The sequence below is a fragment of the Paraburkholderia sp. J11-2 genome (assembly GCF_905220185.1).
GTDB lineage: Bacteria > Pseudomonadota > Gammaproteobacteria > Burkholderiales > Burkholderiaceae > Paraburkholderia.
Window position 1 is genome coordinate 81,291 of record NZ_CAJMYY010000034.1, and the last position, 11,638, is coordinate 92,928.

The following is an 11,638-nucleotide window of genomic DNA, read 5'->3' on the forward strand; positions in this document are numbered from 1 at the left end:
TTCCAGAAAGAACGGTGGGGTAGCAAGGTCATGCGCCAGGAGTCGATGTCATGCCGCAAGCACTGACACGCGTGATGCGCGCGATTCGCCGGGCGAGCCTCACCGGCAAGCTGTTTGCCGCCATGCTCGTCGTCAACGTGCTCGTGATCGGCGCGATGACGGTGGGCGCGCGGCTGAGCTTCGAGCGCGGCTTCCTCGGCTATCTCGAACAGCAGGAAATCAAGCGGCTCGAGTCGAGTGTCGGACCGCTGGCCACGGCGTATCGCGACCACGGCAGCTGGGATTTTCTGCTGCAGAATCGCAGCCTCTGGCACGAGATCATGCGGCCGTATGCGCCGGCATCGTATCCGGTTTCGAGTCGCGCGCCACTGCCGCGCCTTCCGGTGTCGTCGCTGATCGGCACCAACACGCGTTTTACCCTGCTCGATGCGAACGGCGCGTATGTGTTCGGCAATCCGGCCTTCGCGGCGGCTTCGCCGCGCCGTCCCATCGTCGTCAATGGCAAGACCGTTGGCTGGCTGCTGATGGTGCCGTTCGAGCGCGCCACGGAAGCGGGCGACCTGCGCTTCCAGAAGACGCAGCGCGAGTCGAGCTGGATCATCACGATTGTGGCCACGCTGCTGGCGGTGCTCACGACCTTGTGGATGGCGCGCGCACTCGCGTCGCCGCTGCGCCGCATCGCGAACGCGACGCACACGCTTGCGGGCGGCGATCTTAGCGCGCGCGTGCCGACGGTCTCCAGTGGCGACATCGGCCAGCTCGAGCACGATTTCAATCATCTTGCGCAAACGCTGGAAAGCACCGAGCGCATGCGCTCCGCGCTGGTCGCCGATATCTCGCACGAACTGCGTACGCCGCTCGCGGTAATGAGCGGCGAGATCGAAGCGATCGAAGTGGGCGTGCGGCCCGTGAGCGTGGAGGCCGTGCGATCACTCGGCGGAGAGGTCAAGCGCCTGAGCCGCCTCGTGGACGACCTCTACGATCTTTCGCTCGCCGATGTCGGCGCGCTGCGCTATCACCACGAGCGGATCGACGTGTGCGAAACGCTGAGATCGGTGTTGCGCCGTAGCGCACGGCGGCTCGACGATGCGGGTCTCGTCCTGCGCACCGATCTGCCGGATGCGCCGTTGTGGGTGCGCGGCGACGAGCGGCGGCTGCAGCAGGTCTTCACCAATATTCTCGAAAACGCGGTGCGCTATGTCGATGCGGGCGCCTTCGTCTACGTGACAGCCCGCGAAGATGCACACACGGTGCGTATCGATTTCGACGACAGCGGCGCGGGCGTACCCGATGCGACGCTGCCGTCGCTCTTCGAGCGTTTCTATCGCGTCGAGGCGTCGCGTAGCCGCGCGACCGGCGGCGCGGGTCTCGGCCTGCCGATCTGCCGCGGCATTGTCGAGGCGCACAACGGCCGTATCGAAGCCGCGCACGCGCCGCTGGGCGGCTTGCGCATTGCCATCGAATTACCGCGCCTGAAGGACAGCATCAGGAACCGACTTGATCATGAGTAACGAAACGCCAATCGACATTCTCATCGTCGAAGATGAGCCGAAGCTCGCGAGTGTGATGGCGGATTTTTTGCAGGCGGCCGGCTTCACGACGCGTTGCGTGAGCGACGGGCGCGCGGTGGCGAACGAAGTGGCGCGGCAGATGCCGGGTCTGATCGTGCTGGACCTGATGCTGCCCGGCCGCGACGGGCGCGATATCTGCCGTGATTTGCGGACCTATAGTGACGTGCCGATCATCATGGTGACGGCGCAGGTCGAAGAGGTCGATCGTTTGATCGGCCTCGAACTCGGCGCGGACGACTATATCTGCAAGCCCTTCAGCTTGCTCGAACTGGTCGCGCGCGTGAAGGCGATCCTGCGCCGCGCGCGCTTCGAACGCTTTCCCGAGAGCGCGCCGCTCACGCTCGACGAAGAACGTTTTCAGGCGACGTTTCGCGGCGTGGCGATCGAATTCACGCCGATCGAATTCCGGCTGCTCAAGACGCTCGCGGGGCGGCCAGGCCGGGTGTTTTCGCGCGACGTGCTGATGGACCGGCTTTATCCGGACGGCCGCATCGTAGAGGATCGAACGATCGACAGCCACGTCAAGAAGATCCGCCGCAAGTTCGAGGCGGTTGCGCCTGGCGAGGACGTGATCCAGTCCGTGTACGGTGCGGGTTTTCGCCTGGCGTTATAGCGTGCTCGCGCACCGGCCAATCGTGCGGAAAGGAGCGCAGCCGAAGTTCGCCGGATTTCTTCTCACTCGGACTCGACTACCGCAGTGCGCACTACACCCAGGTTGCGTGCATGAAATTTCCATGATAATTTTTCATGAAATTAAGCATGATAAATTTCACGTACGCGCCCCATGTTCGCCGAATCGACCCGCCATATCGAAAGCTATTACGCACGTCACTACGCCGAAAGCGGCGCGCTGCCCGAGCACCCCGTGCTGGCGGGCGACTACAGTGCGGACGTCCTGATCATCGGCGCGGGCTTCAGCGGGCTGCACACGGCGTTGCGTCTGGCGCTGGCCGGGCGGCGCGTGGCGCTCGTCGAGGCGAGCCGTGTGGCGTGGGGCGCCTCGGGGCGCAACGGCGGTCAGGCGCTGCTCGGCTGGTCATGCGACATGCCCCCGTTCGAACAGGCGCTGGGCTTGGCGGGCGCGCGCGAGTTGTGGGAGAGCATGCGCTGGGCCGCCGCCGAAGTGCGCGAGTTGCCCGCGCGGCACGGCTTCGACATCGACTACCGGCCAGGCAGCCTGTGGGCGGCAGTCCGGCGCTCGCGTGTCGCGATGCTGGAAGCCGCGCGCGACGAGGCTGCGCAAAAGTGGGGTTACGAGCGCCTGCGGTTCATACCTGAAGCGGAGATGCCGGAGTGGATCGGCAGCCGCCGTTATCGCGCGGCGCTCTACGATCCCGTGGCGGGGCATCTCGATCCGCTCAAGCTTGCGCGTGGCCTCGCGGACGCCATCGAGCGCGCGGGCGGCGCCATCTTCGAGCAAAGCCGTGTGCTCGCGTATCGCGAAACGCCGAGCGGCTATGTGGCGACCACACGGGAAGGCACGGTGCGCGCCGGCACGCTGGTGCTCGCCTGCAACGCCTACATCGACCGGCTCGATAGCGATCTCGCGGGGCGCGTGCTGCCCGTGGGCACCTGGCAGGTCGCCACGCGCAGGCTCGATCCTGAGCTTGCTCGCTTGCTGCTACCGCGCAACAGTTGCGTGATCGACAATCAGTTCGTGCCGGACTACTTTCGGCTGAGCCCGGACCATCGCCTGCTTTTTGGCGGTGCGTGCACCTACCTTGGCGGCATCCCGAAGGACATTGGTGCGGCGATCCGCCCGAGCCTCGAGCGCGCGTTCCCGCAGTTGCGCGGCGTCGAATTCGACTACGCGTGGGGTGGTCATATCGACATCAGCATTCGCCGCACGCCCGACGTTGGTCACGCACGCAATCGCTACTGGCTGCAGGGCTTTTCCGGGCACGGCATCCTGCCGACGCTCGCGGCGGCGCGCGCCGTTGCCGACGCCATCCTCGGCGAGCCGCGCTTGCTTTCGCTCTATGAGCGCATTCATAATCCGCGTTTTCCGGGCGGCGAGCGCTTCGCCGCGCCGCTCGAAGCGCTCGGCAAGTTGTGGTACCGCCTGCGCGACGTCGTGTGACAGAGAGAAACGCATGGACCGGCAGGACGAAATAGAAGGCCTCGCGATCCTCATTCGCGATCTGCGCAAACACAAGAAGGTGACGCTCACCGATCTCGCACGAAAAATCGGCCGTTCGGTGGGCTTTCTTTCGCAGGTCGAACGCGGTCTCTCGCGGCCCACGGTGGCGGATCTCACCGCTATCGGCGAGGCGCTGCAAACGCCTACTACGTACTTCTACAGCGTGAGCATGCCGCGCGAGCTGCCGTGGGTCACGAGGCCAGGCGAGCGGCGCACGCTCTACTATGGCGGCGGCATTACGGACGTGCTTGTTTCGCCCAGCATGTCGTCGGGTTTCTCGATGCTGGAGAGCCGGCTCGACCCCGGCGCGACAAGCGGCGAGCGCCCCGTGGACGACAGCGACGAGCAGGGCGGCTTCGTGCTCGAAGGCGAGCTGACGATCTGGCTGGAGGACAACGAAGACCCCGTGACGCTGCGGGCCAACGACAGCTTTCAGCTGCCGGCGCGCTGCCGTTTCCGTTATGCCAATCTCGCCGATGCGCCCGCGCGCGTGCTATGGGTTTTCACCTGAGCGGCGACTCGATAGATAATCAGCATGACTGAGCAATATATCGATTGATTATGCCGTAAAGTTACGCGTTGACGACACGCTGGGCGAAAGGCGTTTATGCTGCCTGACGTTGCGCAATTGAAAGACAGGATGCGATTCGGCCGGGTGCCCGGAACCTTGCTGGCGGCGTTCCCGCAGGGGAAGTATGACCGGCGGCTGCTCCGGCGAGGCATTTTTTTCTGACCTGGTCAAAATCGGAAATATCGCTGATTTTCGTTATCCGCCAACGACCATCTGCACGAATCGTTCCTGTATAAACCCGCTTAAAACCGCCGTAATGTCGTTTTTGTGCATTTTTGCCAATTTTTAACGTAATTTTGTCTACACAGTGACTCCGCGTTGTGCTATTGATTCGGCTTTCGCCCTCATGCGCGGCAACCGCAAAACACGTGCCGGGCGGGCGATCGAGGCGTTTCCATATGCAACGCGATTTGCCTGTTTTGCCCGCGTGAGGTAGGGTATGCAGGTTTTCTCAACTCAACACAGGTAGCAGATGAACAAACAGGAACTCATTGACGCAGTCGCCGCTAGCACGGGCGAGACCAAGGCAGCCACGGGCGCCGCCATCGACGCGATTCTCGACGTCGTCACGCGTGCGGTCACCTCGGGTGACTCCGTGCAACTCGTCGGCTTCGGCTCGTTCTCGACTGGCCAGCGTGCCGCCCGCGTGGGCCGCAACCCGGCCACGGGCGCGGAGATCCAGATTGCCGCTGCCAAGACGGTGAAGTTCACCGCCGGCAAGGCATTCAAGGACGCTGTCAACGCGTCGTGATGCCAGGTCCGCCGTCATGGCGGATACGCGCGCTGCTGGCTCCGCTGGCTCATTGGCTGGTGCGCGGCGCAGTATCACGCCAGGGCGGTGGCACGCGCTTGGGCACGTGGCGTCACGCCGCTCGCCCGAGTGTGTGAGACGAGGGCGCAAGGCCTTCGGCAAGCCGGCATGCTCACATGCCGGCCGCTTTTTCTTCCCCGATTCTCCTACGGTGTCCGAAGCGTTTCTCACGCCTCGTGTGTCGAAGCTCACGCATCGCGCGCTGCGTCGGCTTCCATCGACGTGCGGCTCATTTCGTTGCGGCGGCGCTTGGCCTCGTACATCGCCGTATCGGCTTCACGCAGCATCGCTTCCACGCTTTCGCCTTCCTCGCAACTCGCAAAACCCATTGAAAAGCTCAGTTTCGGTCCGCCGTAAAACTGGTTGTTCAACTCCACGAGTTTAGTGATGCTGTCCACCACGGTTTCCGCATCGCGCGCGTCGGCGCCGGGCATCAGCACGGCAAATTCGTCGCCGCCAATGCGCGCGGCCTGATACGGCTTCTGAATCGCTTTCGCGAGCACTTCGCCCGCTCGGCGCAGCAACGCGTCGCCGGCCGCGTGGCCAAGCTGGTCGTTCACCGTCTTCAGGTTGTCCATGTCGACGACGATCGCGCTTACCGGGAACGGCCCCTTGCGATGCAAACGATTGAGTTCGTCCACATAGAACGAGCGGTTCTTGAGCTTCGTGAGCACGTCGTGCTTGCCGAGGAATTCGAGGTAGGCCTCGGCTTTCTTGCGCGCCGTGATGTCGGTGAGCGCGAGCAGCACGAGGTCCCATTGCGCCTCGTGGCCCGGAAACACCGAAAACTGCAGGTGCACGTTGACTTCGCTGCCGTCGAGCGCGTAGTTCACCACCTCGCGCTGCTGGAACAGCCGGCCTTCCCATAGATCGAGCAATTGCTCGCGGAAATGCGGGCGCATTTCGTCGCGGAACACCTCGGGCAGGCGCGCGAGCAGCGTGGCTTTGTCCGGCGCCCGAAACATGCCCAGCGTGTAGTGATTCACATCGAGCACCTCGATCTCGCTCATGCAGCGCTCGACGAATTCGGGGTGGACGTCGGTGAAGGTGCGGAAGTCGATGATGCCCTGTTCGCGAACTTCATTGAGCAGTTCGCGAATGGCGGAGAAGTTTTCGACCCACAGCGAAACCGGCGCGTGCTCGAAAATGCCGAGCGCGTATTGCTCGCTCGCGGCCGCGCGATGACGGGCTTCTTCGAGCGCCGAGACGTCTTCGATGGCCACGAGCACGCGGCTCCAGTCGGCTTCGTGGCCCGGCAGGATCACGCCGCGCAACAGGATGTCCATGCGCCGGCCGCGTAGCGTGTAGTTCACGCTCTTGCTCTCGAACGTGCTGTGGCCTTCCCACATCTGCTCGAGTTCGCCCACGTGCGCCTGGAACATGTCGTCGCGCAGCACCTGCGCCAGGTGCGCGGCGAGTTCTTCATAGTCGCGCGCGCCGTAAAGATCGAGCGTATGGCGGTTGACCTTGAGCACACGGATGCAGGCCGAGCATTCGGCCACGCGGCGCGGATCGTCTTCGAGGAAACTGCGCAGGTTGGTCACGCCTTGCGCGCGCCAGCGATCGAAGAGCGCACGCAACTGGCTATAGTCTTCGAGCCACAAGGAGGTGGGCGTCACGTCGAAGAAGTCGAGCAGATCGACGCCCATGTTGGCAAAACTGGCTGCGGTGGCCGGGGTGCCTTGTTGCATGTCGGTTGGATGTAAGGGAGCAGGGCGCGGCGGGCTGCGCCGCACGAATAACCGAATCCTGGCACACCTTGGGGCCCGGGTGGGCATCAGCGCTGCAGATGTTACGTTGCTGCGGCGTCGGTTGTGTCCGATTCGTTGTCCAGTAAGCCAACATGCATAACGGCCGGCGCGGGCGAAAACTTGAGGGGATCGCTGCGCGCGCCAATGTGTTTCGCATCTCAAGGCCGGCGCGCTTAATCGGACGTTTCGATCGAATCGACGCGATCCGGGTAGAACGCAAGGTGATCCTTGATCGCCGACACCGCTTCATGCGGTGTTTCATAGGTCCATATCGCGTTCACGGCTCGCGCGCCGCCTGGCGTGATCGAGTAGTACGAAGCCTCGCCCTTGTATGGGCACCAGCTTTTATGTTCCGTGCGCGAGAGCAGCGACATGTCGGCGTCCTCTCGCGGTATGTAAAACACCGCCGGATAGCTCGCCTCGCGCAGCGTGAGCGCGCGGCGCGTGTCGGCCACTACGCGCCCGCCTGCTTTCACCACCACGCGCGTGCGCGCCGGTTCGACCGTGATCGGATGATCGGGGCCGGGAATCTTGACGGTCCGTGTGTCCATGACTGGGTTCCTCGCGCAAGGTGTGGAACGGGGGGAAGGGTTGAAGAGGCCGGCGTTTAGCCGAATACATGATATGCAATTGCAGATTAACTGGTAGGGGAAAGCGCTGCAGGCTGTTTCAATGAGGGCGCGACTGAATTCGACGCACGGGCGGCGGTAGTCACGCGATTGCGCCGTAAGCCTGAGCGCTTCAAGTCACCAGCCGCGCCTTTATTTACCCGCAGCAGGATCACTGATGAGCCTCGATATTTTCTGGTTCTTGCCGACTTCCGGCGACACCCGCTACCTCGGCAAATCCGATTTCGGCCGTGCGCCGACCAACGCCTATATGCGCCAGATTGCCGTTACCGCCGAAGAACTCGGCTACGACGGTCTCCTTATTCCCACCGGCAGCAGTTGCCTCGACCCGTGGGTGACAGCGGCGAGCCTTGCGCCCGTCACGCAGCGCATCAAGCTGCTCGTCGCGCTGCGCACGTCGCTTGGCGGTCCCACCGCTTCGGCGCGCCAGGCGGCCACGCTCGACCAGGCGCTGAACGGCCGTTTGCTGCTCAACGTCGTGCCGGGCGGCGACGCCACCGAACTCGGGGCAGACGGCGTGTTCCTCGGGCATGACGAGCGCTACGAAGCCGCCGACGAATTCCTCACGATCTGGCGCGACCTGCTGCGCGGCGAGACGGTGAACTTCGAGGGCAAGCATGTGCGCGTGCAGGGCGCGCAGAACTTTCACGCGCCGGTCCAGACGCCGCATCCGCCGCTGTATTTCGGCGGCTCGTCGCCGGCGGCGCACGAACTGGCGGCAAAGCATGTGGATGCTTATCTCACGTGGGGCGAACCGCCCGAGGCCGTGGCGCAGAAGTTCGCCGATATCCGCGCGCGGGCGGCGCGCCACGGGCGCACGCTCAAGCTGGGCGTGCGCCTGCACGTGATCGTGCGCGAGACCAACGACGAGGCTTGGGCCGCCGCTGAGCGCCTCATCAGCAAGCTCGACGACGACGATATCCGCCGCGCCCAGGAAAACTACGCGCGCATGGATTCGGTGGGGCAGCGCCGCATGGCCGAGCTGCACGGCGGCAGCCGCGACAAGCTCGAGATCAGCCCGAACCTGTGGGCCGGCGTGGGCCTCGTGCGCGGCGGCGCGGGTACGGCGCTGGTGGGCGACCCGCAAACCGTGGCGGCGCGCCTGAAGGAATACGTGGACGCCGGCGCGGACAGCTTCGTGCTCTCCGGCTATCCGCACCTCGAGGAGTCGATCCGCTTTGCCGAACTGGTGTTCCCGCTGCTGCCGGGCAAGAAACCGGTGACGTTACGCGATCAGGCCTTGACCGGCGGCGCGTTCGACGTGCGCGCGCGCTAGCGGGCGCGGGAAGCCGCGTGCGTGAGGGCCGCCGTGCGCGGCGACCGGTTCGCATACCGGAGGCTCACCGGCCAATTATTCGTGTGAGCGATAATTCGGTTTTATTCGTGTGAGTGATATTGGCGAAATATTCCCCACAGGCATACAATCGGTTTATGCCTCACAGGAATATGTCATGAACATCATCGTCCAGACACCCGGCGGGCTTGGCGAAATTCTGCAATCGGCGCGCAAGGCGCGCGGCATGACCCAGGCGCAGGCCGCGGCGAATCTCGGCATCGGCCAGCCGCGCCTCTCCGCGCTCGAAACCACGGGCGCCGCCAGCCTCTCGCTCGAGCAGATGCTCGCGCTTTTCGCGCTCTACGGGCTGGAACTCTGCGTGCAGTCGCGCGACGCGGCGGCCGGCACGCCGGAGTGGTGACGATGGGCCGCAAATCGCATTCGCGCGCGCTATCGGTCTGGGCCAACGGCGAGCGTGTGGGCACGTGGGTCATGACGCCCTCCGGCGACACCGAACTGCGCTATGACGACGCCTGGAAGCGCTCGGCCCTGGGCCGTCCGCTTTCGCTCTCGCTGCCATTCGGCATTGGCGATGTGCCATTGCGCGGCGAGCGCGTGCAGTACTACTTCGACAATCTCCTGCCCGACAGCGAGCCTATCCGTCGCCGCATCGCCGCGCGTTTTCGCACGGATACGCTCGACGCCTTCGACCTGCTCAAGGCCATCGGGCGCGATTGCGTGGGCGCGGTGCAACTGCTGGGCGAGGACGAAATGCCGGGCCGCGTCGACCGCATTGAAGGCACGGCGTTAAGCGATGCCGTCATCGAACGCCTGCTGCTCGAAACGGCCGGTGCGCTGCCCGGTGGCGCGCTGGAGGCCGACGATCTGCGCATTTCGCTGGCGGGCGCGCAGGAGAAGACCGCGCTCTTGCGCCACCGCGGCAAGTGGCTGCTGCCGCGTGGCGCCACGCCCACTACGCACATTTTCAAGCTGCCGCTGGGGCTGATCGGCCATCGCAAGGTGGATTTCAATACCTCGGTCGAAAACGAATGGCTTTGCCTGGCACTGCTGAGGGCCTACGGTTTGCCCGCTTCGCAGGCGCAGATCCTCAGGTTCGGTGCGCAGAAGGTGCTGTGCGTTGAGCGCTTCGATCGTACGCGTTCGCGCACGGGCGGCTTGCTGCGCCTGCCGCAGGAGGACTTCTGCCAGGCGCTCGGCGTGCCGCCGCATCGCAAGTACGAAGCGCATGGCGGTCCCGGCGTGCGCGAGATTGCGGGTCTGTTGCGCCAGTCGCAGCAGGCGCGGGAGGACCTCGAAACGTTTCTCACTGCGCAAATCGTCTTCTGGATGCTCGCGGCACCAGACGGACACGCGAAGAATTTCAGCATCCGCCTGCTGCCTGCAGGGCGCTTTCAGCTCGCGCCGCTCTATGACGTCATGTCGATCTGGCCCGTGGAGGGCGACGGCGGCAATCAATGGTCGTGGCACAAGGCGTCGCTCGCCATGGCGGTGTGGGGCCGGGCGCGCCACTATCGCATGCGCGACGTGAAGCGCACGCATTTCGACGCTACCGCGCGCCTGTGCCACTACGGGCCGGACGCCGGGCCGTTGATCGAGCGCGTGCTGGCGCGTACGCCCGGTGCAATAGAAGAAGTCGCGGCCGCGTTGCCTGAAGGCTTTCCCGAGCGGGTAGCCGCGCGTCTGTTCGACGGCCTGCGTTTTTCCGCGGAGCGGCTCGCGGCGCAATAACGGCGCAAATAACGGCGCACCCAGTTCACGCGTTCTTTTTCTTCGCCGGCAGCCACGTTTGTGGCTCGGCATACATTTCCTTGACCAGTTGCTTCACGAGATCGACGTAGACCGAATTGTCGTTCACACGATGATTCAGGATGATCGGCGAAGTCGCGTGGTCGCTGTCTATCAGCCGGTAGTGCACGTCCTGGCGCAATTGCCGCGCCGAAGCCGGGATCACGCATATGCCGAACTCGGCCGCGACGAGGCCGAGCGCCGTCTGGATCTCCCGCACCTCCAGCACTTCGCCTGGTTGCACGCCGTCGCCGTGCAAGATGCTGAGGACCTGGTCGGCGAAACTGGGGCGAGGCTCCTTGGGATAAACAATCAGCTTTTGCCCGGCCAGTTGTTCGATGGGAATCGGCGTCGACTCCTGTGCCATCTCGCTGCCGGTCGGCACCACCACGGCCAGCGGCTCTTCACGCAGGATGATGCCGGCCACGTTGGGGTCGCTGTGGCGCACGCGTCCGAAGCCGATGTCGATGCGGCCTTCCTTCAAGGCCTCGACCTGCTGCACCGACATGAGTTCGACCATCTGGATGTCGAGTTCCGGCGCATTCTGGCGCAGCTTGCGCATCAATGGCGGCAGCCCTGAGTAGAGAACGGAGGCGACAAAGCCGATCGACAGCACGGTGCGGTGATGCAGCCCCACGTGCTTGGCGGTCGCTTGCAGTTGTTCGACGCGCCCAAGGATCTGCATGGCCTGCTCGTAGACGAGACGCCCCGCATCGGTCGTGCGTACGGGCCTCGTATTGCGAATCAGCAGAGGCACGCCGATCTCCTGTTCGAGCAGTTGAATCTGCCTGCTCAGGGGCGGTTGAGCGATGCAAAGCTGTTCCGCCGCACGCGTGAAATTGCGCTCGCGGACAACGGCAACGAAGTAACGAAGCTGGCGAAGATCCATGGTCTGTTCCCGGAAGAAGCATCCAATTTTCAATACTCTGAAAATATGATGCACCGCAATATCGGCCGATTTTTCGGGGATTACGGGTGTTCCATATTATAAAGGTATGGAATTGGACGCAAATAGTATTGGATCTTGCTCGGACGCGGCGTGTATAAAACGACCATACCTTCTTCACTTACGCAGCATCCGAC

At 64.0% G+C, this 11,638-nt stretch carries 11 protein-coding genes; 8 read left to right on the plus strand and 3 right to left on the minus strand.

Translation table 11 applies throughout. The annotated features are described in order from the left end of the window. Positions 1–50 precede the first annotated feature (50 nt). The 5 genes from U5A57_RS34950 to U5A57_RS34970 all read left to right on the plus strand — a co-directional run bounded on the left by U5A57_RS34950 (position 51) and on the right by U5A57_RS34970 (position 5,033). Positions 51–1,511 (plus strand): ATP-binding protein, encoded by a 1,461-nt coding sequence (locus U5A57_RS34950; protein ID WP_321916227.1) that lies wholly within the window; start codon positions 51–53, stop codon positions 1,509–1,511. Beyond that, the gene (locus U5A57_RS34955; RefSeq protein WP_321916228.1) at positions 1,504–2,184 is read left to right on the plus strand and encodes a response regulator; all 681 of its coding nucleotides are present in this window, start codon (positions 1,504–1,506) and stop codon (positions 2,182–2,184) included. Before U5A57_RS34950 ends, U5A57_RS34955 begins: the two co-directional genes overlap by 8 nt. A 171-nt stretch (positions 2,185–2,355) precedes the next feature. Then, positions 2,356–3,651 carry an FAD-binding oxidoreductase gene (locus U5A57_RS34960; RefSeq protein ID WP_321916229.1) on the plus strand — a complete coding sequence of 432 codons (1,296 nt, stop codon included), beginning with the start codon at positions 2,356–2,358 and terminating at the stop codon, positions 3,649–3,651. Positions 3,652–3,664: 13 nt separating this feature from the next. Further along, positions 3,665–4,222: an XRE family transcriptional regulator gene (locus U5A57_RS34965; RefSeq protein ID WP_321916230.1), complete on the plus strand. Its 558-nt coding sequence runs from the start codon at positions 3,665–3,667 to the stop codon at positions 4,220–4,222. A 532-nt stretch (positions 4,223–4,754) separates the two neighbouring features. Beyond that, the gene (locus U5A57_RS34970) at positions 4,755–5,033 is read left to right on the plus strand and encodes an HU family DNA-binding protein (protein WP_028207645.1); all 279 of its coding nucleotides are present in this window, start codon (positions 4,755–4,757) and stop codon (positions 5,031–5,033) included. A gap of 248 nt (positions 5,034–5,281) precedes the next feature. Here U5A57_RS34970 and U5A57_RS34975 read toward each other — a convergent pair whose 3' ends face one another. Then, on the minus strand, positions 5,282–6,784 hold the full coding sequence (locus U5A57_RS34975; protein WP_321916231.1) for a GGDEF domain-containing protein: 1,503 nt from the start codon (positions 6,782–6,784) through the stop codon (positions 5,282–5,284). A gap of 233 nt (positions 6,785–7,017) precedes the next feature. Next, entirely contained in the window at positions 7,018–7,395 is a 378-nt protein-coding gene (locus U5A57_RS34980) for a DUF427 domain-containing protein (RefSeq protein WP_321916232.1), read from the minus strand. 235 nt (positions 7,396–7,630) lie between these two features. On the opposite strand from U5A57_RS34980, the gene ssuD reads away from it, so the two are divergent. The 3 genes from ssuD to U5A57_RS34995 all read left to right on the plus strand — a co-directional run bounded on the left by ssuD (position 7,631) and on the right by U5A57_RS34995 (position 10,498). After that, on the plus strand, positions 7,631–8,749 hold the full coding sequence (gene ssuD, locus U5A57_RS34985; RefSeq protein WP_321916233.1) for an FMNH2-dependent alkanesulfonate monooxygenase: 1,119 nt from the start codon (positions 7,631–7,633) through the stop codon (positions 8,747–8,749). 175 nt (positions 8,750–8,924) lie between these two features. After that, positions 8,925–9,170 (plus strand): helix-turn-helix transcriptional regulator, encoded by a 246-nt coding sequence (locus U5A57_RS34990; RefSeq protein ID WP_321916234.1) that lies wholly within the window; start codon positions 8,925–8,927, stop codon positions 9,168–9,170. 2 nt (positions 9,171–9,172) lie between these two features. Then, positions 9,173–10,498 (plus strand): type II toxin-antitoxin system HipA family toxin, encoded by a 1,326-nt coding sequence (locus U5A57_RS34995; RefSeq protein WP_321916235.1) that lies wholly within the window; start codon positions 9,173–9,175, stop codon positions 10,496–10,498. A 25-nt stretch (positions 10,499–10,523) separates the two neighbouring features. Here the strand turns inward: U5A57_RS34995 and U5A57_RS35000 are convergent, their stop codons facing one another. Beyond that, positions 10,524–11,444 carry a LysR family transcriptional regulator gene (locus tag U5A57_RS35000; protein WP_321916236.1) on the minus strand — a complete coding sequence of 307 codons (921 nt, stop codon included), beginning with the start codon at positions 11,442–11,444 and terminating at the stop codon, positions 10,524–10,526. Positions 11,445–11,638: the final 194 nt, after the last annotated feature.

Excerpts from the sequence above, each read along its gene's own strand:
- U5A57_RS34960 (WP_321916229.1), top strand. The coding sequence starts at position 2,356 with ATGTTCGCCGAATCGACCCGCCATATCGAAAGCTATTACGCACGTCAC.
- ssuD (WP_321916233.1), top strand. The coding sequence starts at position 7,631 with ATGAGCCTCGATATTTTCTGGTTCTTGCCGACTTCCGGCGACACCCGC.
- U5A57_RS34990 (WP_321916234.1), top strand. The coding sequence starts at position 8,925 with ATGAACATCATCGTCCAGACACCCGGCGGGCTTGGCGAAATTCTGCAA.
- U5A57_RS34975 (WP_321916231.1), bottom strand. The coding sequence starts at position 6,784 with ATGCAACAAGGCACCCCGGCCACCGCAGCCAGTTTTGCCAACATGGGC.
- U5A57_RS34980 (WP_321916232.1), bottom strand. The coding sequence starts at position 7,395 with ATGGACACACGGACCGTCAAGATTCCCGGCCCCGATCATCCGATCACG.
- U5A57_RS34970 (WP_028207645.1), top strand. The coding sequence starts at position 4,755 with ATGAACAAACAGGAACTCATTGACGCAGTCGCCGCTAGCACGGGCGAG.
- U5A57_RS34995 (WP_321916235.1), top strand. The coding sequence starts at position 9,173 with ATGGGCCGCAAATCGCATTCGCGCGCGCTATCGGTCTGGGCCAACGGC.
- U5A57_RS34950 (WP_321916227.1), top strand. The coding sequence starts at position 51 with ATGCCGCAAGCACTGACACGCGTGATGCGCGCGATTCGCCGGGCGAGC.
- U5A57_RS34965 (WP_321916230.1), top strand. The coding sequence starts at position 3,665 with ATGGACCGGCAGGACGAAATAGAAGGCCTCGCGATCCTCATTCGCGAT.
- U5A57_RS34955 (WP_321916228.1), top strand. The coding sequence starts at position 1,504 with ATGAGTAACGAAACGCCAATCGACATTCTCATCGTCGAAGATGAGCCG.
- U5A57_RS35000 (WP_321916236.1), bottom strand. The coding sequence starts at position 11,444 with ATGGATCTTCGCCAGCTTCGTTACTTCGTTGCCGTTGTCCGCGAGCGC.